Raw genomic sequence first — 20,915 nt, 5'->3', positions numbered from 1 at the left:
ATTCTAGTGATATGATTATAAAGGGCATCATGATTTTATCCATCAACCCAGACAATCCCCAGAAACGCCTTATCAACCGGGTCTGTGAGGTTCTGGACCAAGGGGGGCTGATCGCCTATCCTACGGATACTTTTTACGGGATAGGGTGTGACATACGGAATACGAAGGGGATCCAGCTTATCCACCGATTGAAAAACCGCCCCCTCAAAAAGCCCTTCTCCTTTATCTGTGACAGCCTCAAGGAAATCAGCCGGTATGCCCAGGTGACCAATTATGCATACAAAACGATGAAAAAATTTCTTCCCGGCCCATACACCTTTATCCTGGAGGCCACCAAGCTCGTTCCCAAAATCATGCAAACCAAAAGAAAGACGGTAGGCATACGGGTCCCGGACAACAGGATCTGCTTGGCCATTGTGGGGGCTCTCGGACGGCCCATCATCAGCACCAGTGCCGGATACGACGATCCTTACGAAATCCAGGAAATTTACGGCCGGAACCTCCAGATAGTGGTCGATGGGGGTGGAGTCTACCCAAATGCTTCCAGCGTGATTTCCCTGATCGGAGATTATCCCGAAGTTATTCGTGTGGGGAAGGGTGATGTAAGCAGTTTTTTATGAAAATTTTTCCTTGTCTCAGGATGGACCTTTGATCCCGTCTTTCGTTCACCCCTTCTTCAAAAAGCGGGCCCTTGAAAAAGCCTCCATTAATAGGAAAGGGCGAACCTGTTGAATTCAATGCGGGAGCTAAAAGCATTCCGTATCGCCTGCTCAACTAGCTTGGAGGTGTCTTCCAGGAAAACCTCCCACAGCTTCTTCCGGGGCTTCCTTGGATATACGAGACTCACCTCACCTTTGATGCCGCACTCCCTTTTCGCCAACTCTACGGCATCCCTGAAGTTTCCAAGAGCATCCACAAGGCCCAGGGCCTTGGCCTTCTCTCCTGACAGGACACGCCCATCCGCGATCTCCCTGATCTTCTTCTTGGAAATCCCCCTGCCTTCAGCCACTGCAGTCACGAACTGCTCCTGAATCTCGGCAATGAGTCCTTGCAAGAGGGCTTTCTCCCTCTCGGTAAGCTTTCTGTGGGGAGAGCCTATATCCTTGAATTCCCCACTCTTGATCACCTCCATCCCCACCCCGAACTTCTCCAGAAGTTCCTTGACATTCAGGAACTCCATGATGACCCCGATGCTTCCCGTCAGAGTGCCGGGATTGGCCACGATCTTGTCGGCGGCCGATGCCACGTAGTATCCCCCCGAGGCCGCCATGCTACCCATGGAGGCGATGACCTTCTTGGTCTTTCTTGTTCTCCTGACCTCACGGTAGATCTCCTGGGAGGGAGCGACTCCTCCTCCTGGAGAATTGATCCTGAGTATTATGGCTTTGATCTGTTTCTCTTTCCTGAATTCGATGAGTTGGGTGAGGACAGGCTCTGGATCAAGGATAGCCCCTTGGATAGGAATCACTCCGATCTTGGGACCGAAGGAAAGTGCGGCCGGGGGACCGCTGAATCTCATGACGAGGATCATGACTCCGCCCAAGAAAAGGGTCACAAACCCCAGGATCAAAAGGGCGATAAGAACGGGGTGTCTCTTTTCTGCCATGATATTTCCAGGACTCTCAGGGATTCAAAGGACCGAATGTCTTCCTTGCAAAACAGATGAATCCGGAGATTACTCCTCGGCGTTTTCTTCTGTTTCTTTTTCTTTGGAATCCTCGGGTGTTTCGGTCTGGGCGGTTTCTTCTTCCTCGTCAATAGTGTCGGAGGTCTCTGGTTCCACGCCTTTCTCCTCCCCGCCCTTTTCCTTCTCGACCTGGTTCTGAAGGTCCATCATTCCCTTTCTCAGGAGTTCTCCCAGATTGGAAGTGGCCCCGTTGCGGTGGTCCATATAGCTCCTGTAAATTTCCTTCTCTTCGCTTTCCTCCAGTTTCCTGATGGAGAGGCCGATCTTCTTGTCCTTCCTCGAGACATTGATCACCTTGGCCTGAATCACGTCATCCACATTGAACCGGCTCAATGGATTGCCGCCCTTTTCTCTGGCAAGTTCCGAGACATGAATCAGCCCTTCAATCCCTTCCTCCAGTTCTACGAAAATCCCGAAATCGGTGATATTCGTGACCGTTCCAGTGACCCGGGTGCCGGGTCTGTATTTCTCAGGGACCTCGTCCCAGGGATCCGGAGTAAGCTGCTTAATCCCCAAAGAAAACCGTTCATTCTCCTTGTCGATATTGAGCACTACGGCCTGGACCTCCTGGCCCTTCTTGTAAAGCTCGGAAGGATGTTTGATCCTCTTGGTCCAGGAAATATCCGAGATGTGGACAAGGCCGTCGATCCCTTCGTCGATCCCGATGAAGATCCCAAAGTCCGTGATGTTTTTGATCCTTCCCTCGATGGTGGTCCCTACAGGATAACGCTCGCCTATAACATCCCATGGATTCGGCTCACACTGCTTAAGCCCGAGTGAGATCCTCTTCTTTCCGGCGTCAATGTTCAGTACCATTGCATCCGTGACATCTCCCACTTTAAGGACCTGGGAGGGATGCCTGATCTTTCTGGTCCAGGACATCTCGGACACATGTATCAGACCTTCGATACCCTCTTCGACTTCCACGAAGGCACCGTAATCGGCCAAGCTGACCACACGGCCCCGAATTCGGGTTCCAATGGGATATTTTTCTTCCGCCGTGGTCCAGGGATCCGGTTTGAGTTGCTTGAGACCGAGGGAGACCCTCTCAGTCTCCGGATCGAAATTCAGAACCTTGACCGTGATCTTGTCCCCTATCTGGTACATCTCAGAGGGATGGCCCACTCGGCCCCAGGACATGTCAGTGATATGAAGGAGACCGTCAATGCCTCCTAAATCGATAAAAAGGCCATATTCAGTGATGTTCTTGACGGTTCCGTCCAGGATAGCACCATTCTCGATCTTCTTGAGAGTTTTCTCCCTTAAAATGGCCCGTTCGGCCTCCAGAATGGCCCTTCGGGAAAGAACGATATTGGACCGCCGCTTGTTGTATTTCAGGATCTTGAAATCGTGGACCGTTCCGATATAGGAATCGAAATCCCGGATGGGTTTAAGGTTAATCTGAGACCCGGGCAAGAAGGCCGGTATGCCGATATCCACTGACATGCCGCCCTTTACGCGTGCAGTAATTTTTCCCCGGATAGTGCCGCCTTTCTCATAGATTTCCTGTATCTCATCCCAAATCTTGATCTTGGCGGCCTTTTCCTTTGAGAGGAGTATCCCTCCCTCTTCATCCTCCCGTTCCAGGAGGACATCCACCTTGTCTCCGACCTCAGCGCACAGGTTTCCTTCCGAGTCGAGAAATTCACTGATGGGAATCTGGCCTTCGGACTTGTAGCCGATGTCCACGAGAACAAATTCCTTGTCGATCTTGACAATCTCACCGGTTACAACACTCCCCTCCTGAATGCTCTTGAGGCTCTCCTCGTAAAGCTCCATGAAGCTTGTGGGTTCCTGGTCCCCCTTGCTTTCCTCGGGACCGGGTTCCCCTTTCGCCTCAACGGGAGGGGTTTCCTCGTTCCCGCGGAGATCCTGTTCCTCATCGACCTGGTCCTGGACCAAATTCCCCGTGTTGTTTGCCTGGTTCTCCATTAACCTCATTACCCCCTAAATGTTTTCTCCAAAATATCAGGAAAGATCTAAACTTTCCCCTAATAACAAACATTCATACAAAACACAATGTTTTCATCACGCTTTTTTCAATACAAATCGGGCCATCCCCTTCAGTCTCATGATCCACAGGGCCCTCTTTCCTCCATATTTTTCAACACCTGCTCCACCACCTCCACCGCGCTCCAATCACTCGTATCAATAATGACGGCATCTGCGGCAGGACGAAGGGGGGCGATGGAGCGAGTTCGGTCCCAGGTATCCCTCTTTTCCAGCTCGGCAAGCACCTCCTCTTCGCTCACCCTTTCCCCCCTCTCGAGGCGCTCCTTGTAACGCCTCCATGCCCTCACTTCAAGTGGAGCTGTTAGAAAAAACTTGTAATCCGCTTCAGGGAAGACGACTGTCCCCATATCTCTTCCCTCTGCCACCAATGACCCCGCCCTCCCGATCTTTCGCTGCAGTTCCACCATGGCCGCCCTTACCTCGCCGAGGGCGGACACTCTGGAAGCCCAAAGATCCATCTCGGGAGTTCGAATGGCCTGGGAGACGTCTTCATCTCCCAACAAAATCCGAAGTCCGTTACCGTCGTCCTGGAATCTTATATCAAGGTCCCGACAGATCCTTCCGATCTCTTTTTCCTCGTCAGGCTCCATCCCCAATCTTTTTGCCTGAAGCGCTACGGCCCGGTACATGGCCCCGGTATCGAGATACAACACCCCAAGTCTTTCAGCAAGTAATCGACTTACGGTACTCTTCCCGGAGCCCGCCGGGCCGTCAATGGTAACGATTTTTCTGGACATCGATTTCAGGTTTAAGGAACCGGCAAACGGAGCACGACCGGATCCCGTTCGGTTTTTATACCAAAGTATCAAGAAATATCAAGGTATTTCACGATAGAAACCCAAAAAATGCTGTTTCAGATGAGGCGGACAAGCCCTGGACATGCTCGACTCCTTCTCAAAAGGAAGGAATTGGGTCCGCTCGCCCTTGTCTGGAAAACACCCGCCACCATGAAATCATTAGTTTGTGTCCATCCATAAATAGGCAATTTTGTTCAAGGTCAAGGAAGGCGAAGATTTCAACCACCCCGCTTAGGATGACAAGCGGCAGAGGCACCATACATTGAAGTATTTCGAGGATTAAAATCTGAGCCTGACGCCGCTTGTCACGCCGTAGCCATAACGAAGGCGGAAGATTGGGGAAAAGGGCCATTTATGGATGGGCACTAGTTTTAATTCCAGCGTTTAAGCCTTGGTCCTGCAAGCAAGGGCTTTTATGCTGGATTAAAAAAGTTTGATATTTTAAGATGTTATCACTATCTTTACTCCTTGTGGGAACAGGCAGTACTGATCGAGCCCACTCAGGGAGGTTTATACTTGACTTACAGGCCAAAATTCATTATTTTCTTGAAATTTCAACCTGATCGGGATTCAAACCAGTTTTCCTGGCAGGATTGTTAACATCAACTCACATAGGAAATTCATCAGTTATAAGAGAGTAAACTCATGAACAAGTCCCAACTCATCGAGGCACTAGCCAAAGAAGAGAACCTTGCACTGAAGAAGGCCGAGGAAGTGGTCAACACTGTTTTCGGAGACATGGAAAAGGCGTTGGCCCGGGGCGAAAGGGTGGAGATCAGGGGTTTCGGGAGTTTCAAGATAAAAAATTACGAAGGCTACCAGGGACGGAACCCCAAAACGGGCGAAGTGATCAACGTGGCCGCCAAAAAACTCCCCTTCTTCAAGGTGGGCAAGGAACTTAAAGACAGGGTCGACATTTAGCATCGCCTGATGGGGCCTTGGTCGTGCTAGACGGGGAGCTAGCGGTGCCCTGTTACCCGAAATCCGCTTATGCGGGGTCGAAAGTCCTCCAGGAGAACGGCCCCCGGTCTTGCTTTTCCATTACCTGGGAGAGAAGGTGGACCTCACGTGACAGACGTTTGTGAACCCCGTCAGGTCCGGAAGGAAGCAGCGGTAAGCAAAGCCGGCTGTGTCGTGATGATATCTACCTTACTCTCCGGGCGATGAAAGCAGGAAACAGGTCGCTCGAATGGGGATGCACGGCCAAGGTCTTTTTTATTTTTATGGATCCAGCCGACTCTTTAAATTTCACCTCCAGCATCGCTAAGCCGTGAACTTGAAACAAGTGCCCCTCCCGCCCCTCCTCCAGCCCCCTCCCGGTTCAGAAGCAACGGAACCCCCTTCCAGGATTCCCTTGTTTCAATTCTCGGTCCTTTCCCCTTGTGAGGGATTGAACCATGCGGTTTTCACACGACACGGCGGTGTGAGCCGTCCCCCTTTTCATACCCTGAATACCGCCTTCGGAAACGGAGACGATCCCGGGCGGGTCCGGGAGAATCTCAGGAGGATCAAGGATATCCTGCATGCAAGGGCCCTCGCCTTCATGGACCAGGTACACGGTAAGGAAATCCTGGTCCTGAAAGGAAAAGCGACAAGGGCGCCACTTCCGGAACCTCTGCAGGGAGACGCCCTGATCACGGACGGTGAAGGAATCGCCCTGATGGTGAAACAGGCCGACTGCCAGGCCGTATTGCTCTATGATCCCTCCCGAAGGGTCATCGCCAATGTGCATTGCGGTTGGAGGGGTAACCGGCAAAACATCCTCGGGGCCGTGGTGGAAACAATGAGAAAGGAATTCGGGTGCAACCCGGCCGAAATCCTGGCTGGTATCGGGCCTTCCCTTGGGCCGTGCTGCGCCGAATTCGTAACCCATGAGGAGATCTTTCCAAAGGAATTCAGGCCCTTCATGGTCAGAGAGAATTATTTCAACCTTTGGGAAATCAGTCGGTTTCAACTCATCGAGGCGGGGCTTGAAGAAAACCACATCGAAGTGGCGGGACTCTGCACCAGATGCAGAACCGATCTATTCTTTTCCTACCGAGGGGAAGGAACCACAGGACGGTTCGCAACCCTGATAATGCTTAAAGACCTTTGAAAAAGGCCCATTTGTCACTCCTGCTCAAGAGGTTCAGTTACAGTTGAAATTCAAGTACCAAGGCTTGATGTTTTCGGTCCTTTTCTGCCTGGAAGGATAGTTCGAGCAAGGGCCGATGGCCCTTTTCTGAAATGACTTTCATGAGAAGGCATTTGTCAAGGGGTCAGTTGAAAATCATCTTTTCTCAAATCCCGATTTCTCACTCGAACCCTGGACCCCTTGAATCCTTGACCCTACTCAAAAAAACGATCCGACTAAAGTTTTCGCCTGAAGGCCCGAGGTTCCCCATTCCCAGATTGGGACATTAACAGGTCGTTGAAAAACGTAGCGAGCGCAGCTGAGGCAAGGCAAACGCAGGCGAAAAAAAAAGTGGAAACCGGGTCGTTGTTAAACCGGGTTTCCGCTTTTTTTCCTCGGGCGTATGGGATTTACACAGTCAGCCCCACTCTCAGCCCCCCATGGTCGTTGGAAGCCATAGGGCGATTCCAGGGAAAGCGCAGAGCAGTATGATGCACACAAGCATGGAAAACCAGAAGGGGATTACACCCTTGAATATGGTTTCCATCGGAACCTCTTTGGTGATCCCGCTGATGATAAACACGTTGATCCCAACCGGTGGAGTAATCAGGCTCATTTCCATGACCAATGTGATAATCACCCCGAACCAGATGGGATCGAAACCCATAGTGATGATCATGGGATAAACGATGGGTATGGTTAGGACCATGATGGCCAGCCCCTCCATGAAACACCCCAGGATGATATAGGCAAGGACCAGCAAGGCCAGCACTACGTATCGATTCAACCCGGCCCCCACGACCAGCCCGGAAAGCTGATCGGGTATCTGGCTGACAGTGAGGAAGTAGCCGAAAATGTGGGCCCCGATCAGGATGAGAAAGACCATGGCCGTGGTCAAGGTCGTCTGGGCGAGGGATCCCTTGAGGCTCTCCCAGTTGAGGCGTCCTTTCAAAATCGTAATGAGAAAAGCCCCGAAAGCCCCCACACCGGCTGCCTCCGTGGGGGTGAACCATCCCGCGTACAATCCCCCGATTACCAAGAGAAAGAGGCAAAGGATGCTCCATGTATCCTTGAGAGAATGGATCTTTTCCCTCATGCTGAATTTGGGACCCGGAGGGGCGAGATCCGGCTTCCACCGGGTCAGGAGGAAAATTGAGAAGATGAAGAGGCCTATGAGCAAGATCCCGGGAAGTACGCCGGCGATGAACAGGGTTCCGATGGATTGTTCCGTCAGGATACCGTAAATGATCATCACTGTGCTCGGTGGAATCAGAATCCCGAGGGTTCCCCCTGCCGCGATACATCCCGTGGCGAGAGCATCATCGTACTTGAACCGTTTCATCTCCGGCAGGGCCACCATTCCCATGGTCGCGGCTGATGCGAGGGAAGACCCCGAGATCGCGGCGAACCCGCCGCACGCCCCGATAGTGGCCATGGCCAGCCCCCCGGGCAGGAAACCGACCCAACGATACACCGTCTGGTAGATCTCCGTGCCCATGTTGGAGTAATTGGCGAACTGACCCATGAGGATGAAAAGGGGAATCACTGTCAGGCCGTAACTGGCCCCGATCTTGAACGGCTCCATTCCCAGGAGTGTAAATCCCGGTTTCATCGAGACCAGGATCCCGAATCCCAAGAAACCCACCAGGGCCATGCTGAGACCGATCTGCATCCGCATGGAAATCAATACCAGCAACAATATAATCCCCGCGACGCCTACTACGACCGGACTCATGACTTAACCACCTTTGACAACGAAGTGAAAAAGTTCACCAAAAGAGTGAAGGCCAGAATCCCGCAACCCAATGCCACCACATAGACAAAGGGGAATTTCGGGATCCAGAGATCCTGTGATACCTCTCCGGAAAGCCGCATCTTTTCGGCATAAAGAAATGTCGACCAGGTAATCAGCCCGCATAAAACAGATCCGGAAAGCTGGGTTATAGCGTTTACCACCCCCTGAACCCGCTTCCCGAACTTCGACAAGATGAGGTCGATCTGTACGTGACCATTCCGAACCTCGGTCTGTGCAAGGGAGAAAAAGATGAGGATCACCAGCAGGAATTCCGTGAGTTCGACAGCCCCGTGAATCGAATGGCTGAAGACCTTTCTCCCGAAAACATCCACCATTGTCAATACCATCATTACGAAAAGGGCGATCGAGGCAATCCGATTCATGACCCTGGAAACCGGATACACCCAGCCCTCGATCCATCGACTCAATCCCTTGTCTTTCATAACACGCGCAAGCCCTTTCCTTGCGGGAAGGGACCGTGAATCGGCCCCTTCCCGCTTTAATTACATAAGAAACACTCCATTACTTATTTCTCTCAGCAGAGGCATGGGCGGCATCCAGGAGTTCCTTGCCGGGAAGTCCCTTCTTGGCCATCTCCTTCACCCAGTCGGTCTTCATGACCGCAAGGTGTTTCACAAATGCCTGCTTTTCGCCATCGGAAAGCTCGATGAGTTTGATCTTGCTCCCTTGCTTGATCTTATCCACGACCTCCTGGTCTTCCTGGTCGTACACCTGGGCCGCGTGCAACCCCCACTGTCTTCCCGACGCCTCATCTATAGCCTTTCTTGCCTCGGCGGGAAGGGAATTAAACTTCTCTTTGTTCATCACCACGGCCATGGGGGATACATACATATTGACATGGGTCACATACTTGACCAGATCCCACAACCTGAAGTCGGGAATGGCGCTGAAGGGTGTCAACATCCCGTCAATGACCCCTTTCTGCAAGGATATAGTCAATTCCGAAATAGGCATGCCGACCGAGGTCGAGCCCATGAGCTTCAAGGCCTTGCTCATGTAAGCAGAAGGAGCACGCATCTTCATATCCTTCAGGTCGCTCACCTTCCTGATGGGCTTTGTTGCAGAATGTAACTGGCCGGCCCCGCATGAATAAAACCACAGCACCTTGTAATCCTTGAAATCCTCAGCGAGGTACTTGTCAAACAGGTCGTAGATCACTTTGGTGGCATGTGTAGCACTCTCGACCATGAAGGGAAGGTCCAGGACAGCCATTCTGGGGAATCGGCCCGTGGTATATGAAGGAATGATGAAGGCCATGTCGGTTATGCCCGCCTTGACCGCATCGGGCAGTTGTTTGGGTCCCCCGAGGGCGCCTCCGGGAAAGATTTTGATCTTGACCTGTCCACCAGTCAACTTTTCCACCTTCTCGGCAAAGGGGACGAAGGACTTGCGATGCTGAACATGCATCGGGGACATGAAGTGGGCCAGTTTCAGCTCGATGGTCTTCGCCATGACCTCCTGGGTCCGGCCTATCACCATCCCGCCTACGACCAGCACAATTAAAAGACCAATCACGAATGCCTTTCTCATCATTGCCCTCCTTTACTGTTAAATAATTTGCTTCCCATGGAGCAGGCTTTTACCCCGTTTCTTCCCTCTCACGAATCGTGAATCAAAACAACCTTTCCATCTCTCACCTCCCTCGCTTGAATCAATAAAAATATTTCGCCCGCCGAAATCTTAGGTCCGGGGACTGCCTCCTTGCCCAGGCCCACGGCATTACGGAACTGAAATACTCCCCCGATTCCCCTTTGTTTAGGCACACCGAGGGCTTGGACTTTACAACACTCGGACTCGGGAAATCAGTCGCTTACGGTTTGTGGCCTTGTTCTTTATCTCGATTTGGAATTCTTGGACAGTGGATATGCCAGCACACTCATAAATGGAGACCTTTGAAAAACCTTCAATTCTGTTCAAAGTCAGATGAAGATAAGAATTTCCACCACTGGAATAAATTAAGTATTTCGAGGATTGAAATTTCTTTGCACGCGACCTCAGGGCTTCACCCTTCGAGCAGCTCTCCGGTTTGAGCCTGACACAACTTGTCCGCCATAGCCGTGGCGAAGGCGGAAAGTTGAACAACGTCAGGCGGTTTGCAAAGGTCTCAAATGGTTCTTGTCACCAGGACTATCTTGGTGGTTTTGCAGGGTTTCCTTTCAATGGAGGTTTGCTCCATGGGAAAAATCCTTAATTTCGTGCCCATCCATAAATGGCCCTTTTCCCCAAGGAGCTTGATAATTCAGTTTAAACTTTTAATTAATTCATGATGCATGCCAATCCCACCGCCCCCTGCAAGTTCTCGGAAAAACGGGAGTTCAACCTTTTCAAACGCTCAGGTTGTATCACAAAAAATTGTCAACATGACAAAAATCTGCGGGCATGCGACAAAAAATTGTGTCCACCTGGCCCCAATATCCTTTACTCCTCAACGCCTTTCTTATGGGACCTGATCTTTTCCATTACATCCAGGATATCCTCCTTTATGAGCCTTGCAGCCTCCTCCGGCTCCTTCCTGGAAATGACCTCGAATATCTTCTGATGGACCCGGTAAAAATGCCTCTCAAGGGCAAGATCAAAGAAATCCAGGGTGCTCTCGATGAGAAGTTCGAATACGGCCTCAAGGAGAATGGAAAACAGCGGATTTCCCGATGCCCCTGCCAGGAGCAAATGAAAATTGAGGTTGTTCTTTTTTAACAGGACCGGATCATTCTGGTGGGCTTCACACTCCTTAAACAGGGCCTCCAGTTTTTCCAGGTCCTCCCGGCTGGCATGAAGGGCCGCCTCTCCGGCGACATGGGGTTCGATCAGCAAGCGGACGTCGAAGAGGTGTTCAATGGTCACCTCTCCTGAAGCGACCATGTACTTGAGGGACTTCCTGATGGGACGGCGGTAACCGTTGGAGACGAAAATGCCCCCCGCGGGGCCCTTTTTTATCTTGACCAAACCCGATATCTCCAGGATACGCAAGGCCTCTCTGACTACAGACCGGCTTACCTGGAATTCCTGTGCCAACTCTTGTTCAGAGGGAAGATTGGTTCCGATTTTCAGGTGCTGGTTGAAGATCCTTTCCTGGATCATCTCGGCGATTTGGTCAGAATAACGCCTTTTCTTTAGAGGTCTAAACATCGTTTCCGTCATGGTAGACATATTTCCCTTGAAGCGATTTCAAAGCCCATGGAATCATTGAAAAACACCCTCTTTTACCCTTACCCGTCCAGGTGGATCTTGTCAACCGGGACTATTTCGGGGGCTTATGATCTCCTCGGTATCCGGCCTTCTCAGGAACCCTCAAAACGCCGTCCACCTCTTCCAAATCCAACCACCACTTGTACTCCTTTTTCGGTTTGCCATACCCCAAAAGATCGTCACCCCACACAGCGAACCGGCGGGTCCAGGGAATATTTCTCATGCTCCACTGCACGAAGCGGTGAAAGGGAGTATAGGGTTTGTTCCAGGGACAGACGGCGACGCAGACCCCGCACCCGGACCCTGTCTTGTTTCCCACCCGTTGCCGGGTGCATTTTTCGACGTCGTTGGGCCATTTCTCGTATCCGTTGTACATGACCTTGTCCCCGAAGCTGATGGCCCCCGAAGGACAATAACGGGCACACTTTCCGCACTTGGAACAGAAATCCTGGAGCCCGAAATCGATCGGTTTGTCTACGGCAAGGGGGAGGTCTGTGGTCACCACGGAGGCCTTGAACCTGGGACCGAGGAATGGATTCAAAACGATGTCGCCGATCCTGCAAACCTCACCGAGCCCAGCCATCAACAGGATAGGAGGAACGACCACTTGGTAGTTCCGGGCATGATGGGCCCTGGCAGGGTACCCCAGTCTTCTTATATAATCTGCAAGAATACAGGCGATGAACCCTGAGGTGGAATAGGCCAGGAAGCTCATGGAATTACTGATCCAGTCATTCCCCACGGTCGCCCGGGCCGTTTTCCAATCCTGGTCGACCACGATTGCGATGGCATACTTGTGATTGAGTTCCACAGGTTCACCGGTCTGCATGCTATGGCTGTATACGGCATAGGGAGGCAATTCACAGATCCCGACGAGATCCGCCCTTAAAAAATAGGCCGTTTCCTTTATATGCCGGGCCATGATTTTTGGATCTTCCGGTAGAGGCGCTTTTTGGGCCGCGACCATCCCGTCCACGATTTCGCTCAAAACGAACTGCATGTTCACGAGAGAGGCGGAAAGGGGATGTTTGGATACGAAGCGATGCCGCTCCTTTGAAAGTTGGGGGCCGAAATCCCCCCTCAATGCCCTGTTAAATCCGCTCTCCCGCTCGTCCACCCTCTGTACCTGGTCCTCCCTGACGATCGTAGTCGGTCGATCCACCCTTTTCAGGATCTCCACGGGGTAAGGATCCAGTCGTTTTCCGTTGAATGCCCGCTGGTAAGTCGTCACAATGCCCATGGGATAATCCTCCACCTTATGTCAGACTTATTACATGTCTGCTTTTATGGTAACCAGGCCCATTTGTCAAGCAAAATTTTTTCTCCGGTCTCTCTTTTCGGGTCCATGTAATTCAAGGGATTGCTCACCGGACGCCGTATGGAGTCTGACTGCAGGCGGCCGATCTTTCCATAGGTATTGACAAAGGTGTGAAAATCAATATGATTTGGTCGACAAGAAATTTTATTTCTTGAAAGGAGACTTGCCATGCCTACCTATGATTTCAAATGTGAAAAATGCAACAAGAAGTTTTCAATGACCATGACTGTCTCCGAATATGAAAAGACCAAATTCAGGTGTCCAAAATGTAAAAGTGCCAAGGTTAAGCAGCAGATTACTCCTTTTCAGGTTCAGACCTCAAAAAAGAGCTAAAGCCAATGCATTGCCCCCATTGCCAAGAAGAAATATCAGGAAAGATTTGCCGGGAGTGCGGTCGGTCCGTTCCCTTAGTCGGCCGGTTTTGCATGTTTTGCGGTGCCAAGTTCGTGGAGACGGACGACCACCCGGCGGAGCAGTCGGACCCCTTTGATATAGAAAACAGGGTCCTGTGTCCCGACGGCACCTGCACGGGGATTATAGTTGATGGAAGGTGCACGGAGTGCGGGAAACCTTATTCGGCCGATCCGTCCGGGGAGTCCGGAGGGGAAGAGGAGGACCCCCGGTGTACGAATTGAAGATCGTCACCCATTTCGCGGCGGCCCACCAACTCAGGGAATTCGCCGGAAAGTGCGAAAAGTTGCACGGTCATAATTGGAAGGTTGAAGTAGCCGTATCGGGACACCAACTGGCCGAGAACGGACTCCTCCTGGATTTCAGGGAGATCAAAAAAGCCACCGATGAAGTGCTCGATGGCCTGGACCACGAATTCCTGAATGAACTGGAGGCCTTTCAGACCGTAAATCCCTCCTCGGAAAACATCGCCCGCTTCATTTTTGAAGCTCTGTCCCGAAAACTCAACAATGATCAAGTCAGGGTCTCCTGGGTCTCGGCGTGGGAATCGGAAACAGCCTGTGCCACTTACATGGAGCCCTGAGGCATTTCAGGCCCCCAAACGACCCATGAAAACAATAGTATTGATTCCTGCAAGGTACGGGTCCACCCGTTTTCCTGGAAAACCCCTGGCCCTCATACAGGGACTGCCCATGATCCAGCACGTGTATCAGCGGGCCCTTGCATGCGGGGAAGTGAATGAAATTTCCATTGCGACGGATGACGAGCGTATCATTCGTTGTGTCCAGGGTTTCGGCGGCCGAGCCATTTTGACCGGGAAAGGCCACCCCTCCGGAACGGATCGCATTGCCGAGGCTGCGGAAATTTTGGGGACAGCGGACGACGATATCATCGTCAACATCCAGGGAGATCAACCCCTCTTTCACCCATCCCTCATCCCGGCCCTTGTGGAGCCCTTGCGCCGGGACAGGGATCTCCCCATGAGCACCCTTAAATGCAGGATTGAGGATCCGGAAGAACTCTCAAACCCCAACCACGTCAAGGTCGTAACCGACAGTAAGGGACACGCCCTCTATTTTTCCAGATCACCGATCCCTTTTTTCCGGGACGATACTTCACATTGGGAACATTACAAGCACATAGGCATTTACGCCTATCGCATGTCCTTCCTAAGGACCTTTACCCGGCTCCCGGTAGGCCGCCTGGAATCCGCCGAGAAATTGGAGCAACTCCGAGCCCTGGAGTATGGGTACAGGATCAAGGTGGTGGAGACCGCCCACGACTCAATCGAAGTTGATACACCCGCGGACATCGGCAAGGTGGAAAAGCTCATGTCCCATTCGGATTCCTAGCCGCAAGATGACCAAGATCTGGAAACTCCGACCACTCTCCCCATTGGCCCCCCTGTTGGCGCAACGCATGGATCTCCCTCTCCCGGCGGCCCAGGTCCTCATCAACCGCGGCATCTCTGAGGAAGCATCCGCCAGAGATTTTCTCAATCCCAGGCTCTCGGAGATCACAGACCCGAGCCTGCTCGTCGACATGGACCGGGCCGTTGAAAGGATCATTTATGCGATTGAGCACCGACAGCGGATCACCATTTACGGAGATTACGACGCCGATGGTCTGACGGCCACCGCACTCCTCCTCAACCTTTTCTCCAGGCTTGGCATTCCCGTCTCTTATTATGTCCCTGACCGTCTCGAGGAGGGACACGGGCTGAACAGGGAAGCAATCCGCAAGATTTCCATGGCCGGGGCCGGAGTGGTGATCACCGTGGATTGCGGTACAGGAGACAGGGAGGAGATTGAACTTGCCGAGAGGCTTGATCTCCACATGGTGATCACGGATCATCACCAGGTTCCCGATGATTTTCAGATCGAGTGCCCCTTTGTCAATCCCCATCGAAACGGCTCTTCCTCTCCCTTCGGGCCCCTCTGCGGGGTCGGAGTAGCCTTTTTCCTCGCGATCGCCCTGAGAAGAAAGCTCAGAAAATGCGGCTGGTTCAAACATCGCGCGGAACCGGACCTGCGGGCTTTCCTTGACCTGGTCGCCCTGGGGACTATCGCAGACATGGTCCCTCTGGTGGGCCTGAACAGGGTCCTGACCAAGACAGGAATCGAGAGGATGAAAACCTTCCACCGACCCGGTTTCGAGGCCCTCAGGGAGATCACCGGCATAGATCCCTCTTCCCTTGGATCCGACGACCTTGCCTTCAAGTTCGCCCCGCGTATCAATGCATCGGGAAGGTTGGGGGATGCCGGGAGCGGCATCCGGCTCCTCACGACCGACCGGCTCTCCGTTGCCCGCGAACTGGCAAGGCACCTGAGCAAATTGAATTCCATGAGGCAGGATTTGGAACGGGCCATTTTTGAGGAAATCGAAGAGAAATATATTTCCACTTCAGATCTCAAGGGCCGAAAAACACTCCTCTTTTCGGGTAAGGGTTGGCACAAGGGGGTCCTGGGTATTGTCGCCTCACGGCTCATGGAAAAATATCACCGGCCCGTCCTGCTCCTTTCCTTGCAGGACGGTATGGCGACAGGGTCCGCCAGGAGTATTGAAGGCTTCAGTCTCCACCGGGCCCTCGCCCGCGTCAGCCACCTGCTGGATCATTACGGGGGACACGACAGGGCCGCCGGGTTGACCCTCAAGACCTCCAACATCAGGACCCTCTCGGAGGAAATAGAGCGCATGGCCTGGGAAAGCCTTGGAGATTCAGAGCCGGCCCCATGCCTGGAAATCGATGCGGAAGTCCCGCTCCATGCCCTGGATCTCGAAACGGTGAAACGGTTGGAGGATCTGTCTCCTTTTGGTTCAGGGAATCCCTCACCCTTGTTTTACAGTCCCGGCCTGACCGTTCTTGAATCCGCCATCGTGGGAGAACGACACCTGAAGCTGAAGGTCGGGCAGGCAGGTGAAATCAGGGAGGCCATCGGTTTCGGACTCGCCCCCTATCATCCCCTGGACATCGGCACCTCCATACACCTGGTCCATACTCCTGGAATCCACTATTGGCAGGGACGCGGGAGGGTTCAATTGCGGGTGGTCGATCTTGAGATCGGGAATGGAGATGCAAAAAGGCTGGTGCGGAAACCTTGAAAAGGTGGATATACCCCCCCAGGTGGGGCAGGCCGAACCCGGGGGGTGAAGATTTATTTTCAGGCTGAAGATCAGTCCTTGAAGATCTGAGCGGCGGACTCGATGTCTTCGGGTGAGAATACGAAAAGAGACTTCTCTTCATGGGGCATGGCCGACCCGTAAACGTAGTTGATATTTATACCTTCCTCTCCGAACTTACGGGCCATTTCAGCCAGGGTGCCGGGCCTGTTTTCGATTTCCAGGGCGATCACCGGCATCAGGTCGAATATATAGCCTCCCTTGGACAAAAGGTCCACCGCTTTGTCCGTGTTGTTGACCAAAAGCCGTATCAGGGCGTAATCGGCCGAGTCTTTCTGCATGGACCCGTAAGAGGCCGCGGGTGCTATTCGCTTGAGGGATTTTCCCCTGGCCTTGAAGAGTTCCCACACATAGGCTGATGCATCCTGGATGGTCAGGGCGTCGATATTGATCCCCTCCTCCGCCAGAGTGCTCGCCAAGCTCCCCAATTCGCCCGGGGCGTTTCGCAAAAAAAGCTGGATCTCCGTCCTAACCATAATCTCCTCCCTCTCGGACGGGACACCGGAGGATACGGTTTCTATTGCTCCTTCTCTTGATATCCCTTGAAATACTTCAAGAATTCCGAATTCGTCGTCATGATCATCGAGGAATCCTTGTTCATGGCCTCCTTGTAAATCTTCAGCGTCTGCAAGAAGGAGTAAAACTCCGGATCCTTGCCGAAGGCCTGTGCGTAGATCATTGCCGCCTCTGCATCGGCCTTTCCTTTGATTTCCTGGGCCTTCCTGTAAGCCCCTGAGGTGATCCGCTTCAGCTCCTTCTCCATCTCACCTTCTATCTTCCGGGCCTCTCCCTGTCCCTCGGAACGGAACTTCTCTGCGATCTGTTTCCTTTCCGCGATCATCCTGCCATAGACAGACCTCTGGACCTCCTCCACGTAATTGAGCCGCTTGATTTTCACGTCCACGAGTTGGATGCCGAATTTCTCCAACTTGGGCTGGGCCTCGTTCAGGATCCCCCGGACGATCTTCTCCCTCCCGGTTGTCACCTTCCCAAGAAGACCCTTTTTCTCCATATCGCTGGCTCCGATTTCGAATTCCAGCTTGCGGTTGCTTTTCCTGACCGTCTCGATCAGGGGATAAGAAGTGATAAAGTTTCGGACGGCCGAGTCCAGGATATCGTCCAGGCGGGCCAGGGCGCCCCCCACATTGGTGACGGTCTCAAAGAACTTCAAGGGATCCACGATCTTCCACCGGGCGAAGGTGTCAACGAAGATGAAGGTCTTGTCCAAAGTCGGGATCTGGCCCGGATCTCCATCCCACTCCAGGAGTTGTTTCGGGAAAAAGTTGGCCTTCTGGATAATGGGGACTTTGAATTTCAACCCGGGCTCTGTGATGGGCCTCCCCACCGCCTTACCGAACTGAGTGATAACGACCTGTTCCCTCTCGTCCACCACATAGACGGAGCTCGAAAAGACGATAATGGCAATGACGACCGGAATGATCAGGACTTTGGTTTTCATTGCTCGCCTCCTTTTCCCTGACCCAAATTGAGCAAGGGAAGCAGGTTCTTCAGATCTGAATCGATGATGAATTTCTTCCCTAATTTGGGGAAGATGTCCCGGAGCGATTCCAGGTAAAGGCGTCTCTTGGTAACATCCTTGGCCTTCCGGTATTCTTCGTAAAGGGCCAGAAACCTCGCCGCATCTCCCTTTGCCCGGTTCACGCGGTCAAGTGCGAACCCTTCAGCCTCTTTGATGGTCTTCTCGGCCCGTCCCAGAGCCTGGGGGATGGCCCTGTTGTATTCCTCCCGGGCCTGGTAGATCATCTTCTCCTTGTCCTGAACGGCCTGGTTCACCTCGTTCCATGAAGGTTGAACGGGCTCGGGCACGTTTGTTCTCTTCATCTCTATGGTCGCGATGCTGATCCCCGTCTCCGCCTCGTCAAGCTCCTTCTGGAGGTGCGCCCTCGCTTCGGTCGCGATTTCCGCCCGCCTGTTGATGACCTCATCGATACTTCGATCTCCTACCACGAGGCGCATGCTGGATTCGGCAAGATCCCGGAGGGTCGCCCGGACGTCCCGAACCTTGAAGAGATACTTGTAAGGGTCCTTTATGCGATACTGAACAATCCAGGGCACGACAGCAACGTTAAGATCCCCGGTGAGCATCAGGGACTCGTTGAGATATGCGGAACCCGCAGCGTATTGGGTGCGCACCCCTGCCCGGATGGTCCTGAAACCGAACTCTTCTTTGTAGACGAAGAGCACCTTGACCTTGGTCACCTTCTCGATGCCCCGGGGGAGTTTAAAATTCAGCCCCGGGGGAGTGGTTCGCACATACTTTCCAAAACGCTGAACGATTCCCACTTCGTCTACTTTTACGGTAAAAAAGCAGGAAGAACCGATGTAGATGAGGATGAGAGCCAGGATGATAGCCCATATTGGCGGGATCTTTCCCCTCATCCCCCTGAATTTGTGCATGATTTCATCCATCTGGGGCGGTGTGGACCCGCCGCCCGGTCTCTTTTGCTGTTGCAGCTTCTCCCAATCCCAAGCCATAAGCACACCTGTAATTTTATGAGGTATTACTTGAATCTTGCAAGCGTCGAGTTTGCCAAAGATTCAGGGCATCGACCGCGCAGCTGTACTCTCCTGCCGCAAGCGGCCGATAACGAAGCAGATCCAGGGTAAAATCGACGCTCAATTGCGGCGTCAGGCTCAAATTTCAATCCTCAAAATACTAAATGTATTCCTGCGGTTGAAATTTTCGCCTTCCTTGAACTTGACCAAAATTGAGCATTTTTCAAAGGTCTCGAAGGGTAAACGATCTTAAAATATTACTTTTTATTTTGTTCTCTCCGATCGACTGAACTCCACCTTACCCAGTTATGACCTATTAGGGGGAATTTCAATGAATTTTTACGGGTTCAAGATTGTTTATGCAAGATTTAGATATTATGTTAGCATAGTATGAATATTGGTTATCCGTCAAGAAATAACCCATCATCGTGGTTCCTGAGCAGGATCATAAAACAGGAGGTTTTCATCTATGTCCGCGAGAAAAAATCCCTTCACATCCCTGAAGGATATCCTTACCCGCCTGATGGGAGAAGCCGATCTCCCCTTCAACCCCGCGGACGCCCTTATCTGGAAAAGATGGGAAGATATCGTAGGCTCTGTCATTGCGGAACATGCCCGGCCTGTTTGGATCAAGGGTGGAAAGTTGAAAGTCAAGGTATCGGATCCCATCTGGCTCCAGGAATTGGGGTTTATGGAAGAGCAAATCAAGGAAAAGATCAATACCCACCTGGGACGAAAGGCCGTAGAAAAGATCGAATTCAGGCTCGGAGACCCTTGAACCTGAATATTGTTAGCAATTCGTCCTCCTGCTGAGACGGGAGGAAGGCCTTCAAAAGGCCTTTCCAGGGATGGAAAACTCGCCCTGTCCGAAGAGCGGAGGCAGGATCCTGACCCCGACCCCACCTCCCGGGACGGCCTCTACCAGAACCAGCTTTGAGTCTGTTTCGGGTTCGGGATAGACCACCTGGATCCGCTTGGGTTCAAGGCCGAAGGCCCTCATCCTGACCAGCATGTCAACGAGCCGAAAGGCCGGATAGACCATGGCGAACCTTCCCCGCGGCCTGAGAAGCATCCTGGCGGCCTCCAGGATGTCGTCCAGGGAAAGCTTGATCTCATGTCGTGCTATGGCTCGCTCCCTGTCGGTGCTGATGCGCCCGCTGTCCCTTTTGCGGTAAGGAGGATTACACAGAACGATGTCGGCGGAGAGGGGCCTGATAGGGACGTGTCTGGCATCCCCGAGAACGACGGCCATCCTCTCGCCGTACCCGTTCAGCAGCGCATTTCTCCTGGCCTGGTCGGCGAGGTCCGGTTGGATTTCAACGCCCACGGCATAGGAGATGGAACGCGTAAGAAGAAGCATGAGCGGAATGACCCCGCAACCGGTCCCGAGGTCGACGATCACCTCGCCCGGCTTGGACGTTACGAATCCAGCAAGGAGAACAGCATCGATCGAAAACCGGTATCCATTTCTGGATTGGATCAGACGCAGGCGGCCATCCAGGAAGGCATCGACGGTTTCGTTCGGCTTCACGTCCACCCTGGAAATGGGAGTCGATTCCATTGGGCGGTCCTTTCGAAAAAAGTGGTAATCACCGGCACAGGGTTCCTCCCTCCAATATCCTTGCAGGGGATATCAGCTCCCCGGGGAAGAAGAAGCCTCCGGCTGAAGGCCGTAAACAGGCCAGCGTTTCCCCGGGTCCCTCTTTCCAGGGTTCTGTTTCCTACCAGATGGGTGGAGCCTGTCAAGAAAATTTGGAATCCTTGACACTCCCCCAGCCTCTTCTATAAGGTACGGGATCATTCGGGGAGGGGTTAAACCCACCTGCCTAATCCTTGCAGGAGAATAGCCCCTGAGAAAAATCGTCTTACTGAGAGAC

21 protein-coding genes and 1 other RNA gene are annotated in these 20,915 nt (G+C 52.6%); 10 read left to right on the top strand and 12 right to left on the bottom strand.

The genetic code is table 11. The features are described 5' to 3' along the window. Positions 1–29 precede the first annotated feature (29 nt). A complete protein-coding gene (locus JRF57_08370) occupies positions 30–620 on the top strand; it encodes a threonylcarbamoyl-AMP synthase (protein ID MBW2303709.1) in 591 nt (196 codons plus the stop codon). Between the two features lie 86 nt (positions 621–706). Here the strand turns inward: JRF57_08370 and sppA are convergent, their stop codons facing one another. The 3 genes from sppA to JRF57_08355 all read right to left on the bottom strand — a co-directional run bounded on the left by sppA (position 707) and on the right by JRF57_08355 (position 4,437). Beyond that, positions 707–1,606 (bottom strand): signal peptide peptidase SppA, encoded by a 900-nt coding sequence (sppA, locus tag JRF57_08365; GenBank protein MBW2303708.1) that lies wholly within the window; start codon positions 1,604–1,606, stop codon positions 707–709. Positions 1,607–1,675: 69 nt separating this feature from the next. Further along, the gene (locus tag JRF57_08360; protein MBW2303707.1) at positions 1,676–3,619 is read right to left on the bottom strand and encodes a 30S ribosomal protein S1; all 1,944 of its coding nucleotides are present in this window, start codon (positions 3,617–3,619) and stop codon (positions 1,676–1,678) included. 137 nt (positions 3,620–3,756) lie between these two features. Continuing rightward, positions 3,757–4,437 (bottom strand): (d)CMP kinase, encoded by a 681-nt coding sequence (locus JRF57_08355; GenBank protein ID MBW2303706.1) that lies wholly within the window; start codon positions 4,435–4,437, stop codon positions 3,757–3,759. Positions 4,438–5,142: 705 nt separating this feature from the next. On the opposite strand from JRF57_08355, the gene JRF57_08350 reads away from it, so the two are divergent. From JRF57_08350 to pgeF, 3 genes are all read left to right on the top strand, one after another. Then, a complete protein-coding gene (locus JRF57_08350) occupies positions 5,143–5,418 on the top strand; it encodes an integration host factor subunit beta (GenBank protein MBW2303705.1) in 276 nt (91 codons plus the stop codon). A 21-nt stretch (positions 5,419–5,439) separates the two neighbouring features. Continuing rightward, positions 5,440–5,700, top strand: an RNA gene (gene ffs, locus JRF57_08345) — signal recognition particle sRNA large type. 145 nt (positions 5,701–5,845) lie between these two features. Next, positions 5,846–6,592 (top strand): peptidoglycan editing factor PgeF, encoded by a 747-nt coding sequence (pgeF, locus tag JRF57_08340; GenBank protein ID MBW2303704.1) that lies wholly within the window; start codon positions 5,846–5,848, stop codon positions 6,590–6,592. 448 nt (positions 6,593–7,040) lie between these two features. Here pgeF and JRF57_08335 read toward each other — a convergent pair whose 3' ends face one another. The 5 genes from JRF57_08335 to JRF57_08315 form a co-directional block, all read right to left on the bottom strand. Continuing rightward, positions 7,041–8,345, bottom strand: coding sequence for a TRAP transporter large permease (locus JRF57_08335; protein ID MBW2303703.1), 1,305 nt, complete (start codon positions 8,343–8,345; stop codon positions 7,041–7,043). After that, entirely contained in the window at positions 8,342–8,848 is a 507-nt protein-coding gene (locus tag JRF57_08330; GenBank protein ID MBW2303702.1) for a TRAP transporter small permease, read from the bottom strand. The genes JRF57_08335 and JRF57_08330 overlap by 4 nt, the downstream gene beginning before the upstream one ends. A 79-nt stretch (positions 8,849–8,927) precedes the next feature. Then, positions 8,928–9,959 (bottom strand): TRAP transporter substrate-binding protein, encoded by a 1,032-nt coding sequence (locus tag JRF57_08325; GenBank protein ID MBW2303701.1) that lies wholly within the window; start codon positions 9,957–9,959, stop codon positions 8,928–8,930. Positions 9,960–10,844: 885 nt separating this feature from the next. Next, a complete protein-coding gene (locus tag JRF57_08320; protein MBW2303700.1) occupies positions 10,845–11,564 on the bottom strand; it encodes a FadR family transcriptional regulator in 720 nt (239 codons plus the stop codon). Positions 11,565–11,664: 100 nt separating this feature from the next. Further along, positions 11,665–12,852: a reductive dehalogenase gene (locus tag JRF57_08315; GenBank protein ID MBW2303699.1), complete on the bottom strand. Its 1,188-nt coding sequence runs from the start codon at positions 12,850–12,852 to the stop codon at positions 11,665–11,667. A gap of 246 nt (positions 12,853–13,098) precedes the next feature. Here JRF57_08315 and JRF57_08310 point away from each other — a divergent pair, with 246 nt between their 5' ends. Genes JRF57_08310 through recJ form a run of 5 tightly spaced genes read left to right on the top strand, consistent with a single transcriptional unit; the run spans position 13,099 to position 16,443 of the window. Beyond that, a complete protein-coding gene (locus JRF57_08310; protein ID MBW2303698.1) occupies positions 13,099–13,263 on the top strand; it encodes a zinc ribbon domain-containing protein in 165 nt (54 codons plus the stop codon). Positions 13,264–13,268: 5 nt separating this feature from the next. Continuing rightward, positions 13,269–13,565 (top strand): hypothetical protein, encoded by a 297-nt coding sequence (locus JRF57_08305; protein MBW2303697.1) that lies wholly within the window; start codon positions 13,269–13,271, stop codon positions 13,563–13,565. Further along, positions 13,553–13,924 carry a 6-carboxytetrahydropterin synthase QueD gene (queD, locus tag JRF57_08300; protein MBW2303696.1) on the top strand — a complete coding sequence of 124 codons (372 nt, stop codon included), beginning with the start codon at positions 13,553–13,555 and terminating at the stop codon, positions 13,922–13,924. The genes JRF57_08305 and queD overlap by 13 nt, the downstream gene beginning before the upstream one ends. A gap of 25 nt (positions 13,925–13,949) precedes the next feature. Continuing rightward, positions 13,950–14,693, top strand: a complete 744-nt coding sequence (gene kdsB, locus JRF57_08295; protein MBW2303695.1) for a 3-deoxy-manno-octulosonate cytidylyltransferase — start codon at positions 13,950–13,952, stop codon at positions 14,691–14,693. A gap of 7 nt (positions 14,694–14,700) precedes the next feature. Further along, on the top strand, positions 14,701–16,443 hold the full coding sequence (gene recJ, locus JRF57_08290) for a single-stranded-DNA-specific exonuclease RecJ (GenBank protein MBW2303694.1): 1,743 nt from the start codon (positions 14,701–14,703) through the stop codon (positions 16,441–16,443). 71 nt (positions 16,444–16,514) lie between these two features. On the opposite strand, the gene JRF57_08285 is transcribed toward recJ, so the two are convergent. The 3 genes from JRF57_08285 to hflK are packed head-to-tail and all read right to left on the bottom strand — an operon-like array spanning position 16,515 to position 19,017. Continuing rightward, entirely contained in the window at positions 16,515–16,997 is a 483-nt protein-coding gene (locus JRF57_08285) for an amino acid-binding protein (protein ID MBW2303693.1), read from the bottom strand. Between the two features lie 41 nt (positions 16,998–17,038). Further along, the gene (gene hflC / locus JRF57_08280) at positions 17,039–17,980 is read right to left on the bottom strand and encodes a protease modulator HflC (GenBank protein ID MBW2303692.1); all 942 of its coding nucleotides are present in this window, start codon (positions 17,978–17,980) and stop codon (positions 17,039–17,041) included. Continuing rightward, a complete protein-coding gene (gene hflK, locus JRF57_08275) occupies positions 17,977–19,017 on the bottom strand; it encodes an FtsH protease activity modulator HflK (protein MBW2303691.1) in 1,041 nt (346 codons plus the stop codon). The genes hflC and hflK overlap by 4 nt, the downstream gene beginning before the upstream one ends. A gap of 490 nt (positions 19,018–19,507) precedes the next feature. On the opposite strand from hflK, the gene JRF57_08270 reads away from it, so the two are divergent. Next, positions 19,508–19,816 (top strand): DUF721 domain-containing protein, encoded by a 309-nt coding sequence (locus JRF57_08270; GenBank protein ID MBW2303690.1) that lies wholly within the window; start codon positions 19,508–19,510, stop codon positions 19,814–19,816. Positions 19,817–19,867: 51 nt separating this feature from the next. Here the strand turns inward: JRF57_08270 and JRF57_08265 are convergent, their stop codons facing one another. Next, entirely contained in the window at positions 19,868–20,599 is a 732-nt protein-coding gene (locus JRF57_08265) for a methyltransferase (GenBank protein MBW2303689.1), read from the bottom strand. Positions 20,600–20,915: the final 316 nt, after the last annotated feature.

The organism is Deltaproteobacteria bacterium (assembly GCA_019310525.1).
Classification (GTDB): domain Bacteria; phylum Desulfobacterota; class DSM-4660; order Desulfatiglandales; family HGW-15; genus JAFDEE01.
Note: the sequence above shows the minus strand (reverse complement) of the source record. Positions and strands in the feature narration are given on the sequence as shown.

Coding starts and splice junctions, on each gene's coding strand:
- JRF57_08285 (MBW2303693.1), bottom strand. CDS start 16,997: ATGGTTAGGACGGAGATCCAGCTTTTTTTGCGAAACGCCCCGGGCGAA.
- JRF57_08305 (MBW2303697.1), top strand. CDS start 13,269: ATGCATTGCCCCCATTGCCAAGAAGAAATATCAGGAAAGATTTGCCGG.
- JRF57_08315 (MBW2303699.1), bottom strand. CDS start 12,852: ATGGGCATTGTGACGACTTACCAGCGGGCATTCAACGGAAAACGACTG.
- recJ (MBW2303694.1), top strand. CDS start 14,701: ATGACCAAGATCTGGAAACTCCGACCACTCTCCCCATTGGCCCCCCTG.
- JRF57_08310 (MBW2303698.1), top strand. CDS start 13,099: ATGCCTACCTATGATTTCAAATGTGAAAAATGCAACAAGAAGTTTTCA.
- JRF57_08265 (MBW2303689.1), bottom strand. CDS start 20,599: ATGGAATCGACTCCCATTTCCAGGGTGGACGTGAAGCCGAACGAAACC.
- JRF57_08335 (MBW2303703.1), bottom strand. CDS start 8,345: ATGAGTCCGGTCGTAGTAGGCGTCGCGGGGATTATATTGTTGCTGGTA.
- JRF57_08370 (MBW2303709.1), top strand. CDS start 30: ATGATTTTATCCATCAACCCAGACAATCCCCAGAAACGCCTTATCAAC.
- sppA (MBW2303708.1), bottom strand. CDS start 1,606: ATGGCAGAAAAGAGACACCCCGTTCTTATCGCCCTTTTGATCCTGGGG.
- JRF57_08325 (MBW2303701.1), bottom strand. CDS start 9,959: ATGATGAGAAAGGCATTCGTGATTGGTCTTTTAATTGTGCTGGTCGTA.
- JRF57_08350 (MBW2303705.1), top strand. CDS start 5,143: ATGAACAAGTCCCAACTCATCGAGGCACTAGCCAAAGAAGAGAACCTT.
- kdsB (MBW2303695.1), top strand. CDS start 13,950: ATGAAAACAATAGTATTGATTCCTGCAAGGTACGGGTCCACCCGTTTT.
- JRF57_08360 (MBW2303707.1), bottom strand. CDS start 3,619: ATGGAGAACCAGGCAAACAACACGGGGAATTTGGTCCAGGACCAGGTC.
- JRF57_08270 (MBW2303690.1), top strand. CDS start 19,508: ATGTCCGCGAGAAAAAATCCCTTCACATCCCTGAAGGATATCCTTACC.
- JRF57_08330 (MBW2303702.1), bottom strand. CDS start 8,848: ATGAAAGACAAGGGATTGAGTCGATGGATCGAGGGCTGGGTGTATCCG.
- JRF57_08320 (MBW2303700.1), bottom strand. CDS start 11,564: ATGACGGAAACGATGTTTAGACCTCTAAAGAAAAGGCGTTATTCTGAC.
- hflC (MBW2303692.1), bottom strand. CDS start 17,980: ATGAAAACCAAAGTCCTGATCATTCCGGTCGTCATTGCCATTATCGTC.
- JRF57_08355 (MBW2303706.1), bottom strand. CDS start 4,437: ATGTCCAGAAAAATCGTTACCATTGACGGCCCGGCGGGCTCCGGGAAG.
- hflK (MBW2303691.1), bottom strand. CDS start 19,017: ATGGCTTGGGATTGGGAGAAGCTGCAACAGCAAAAGAGACCGGGCGGC.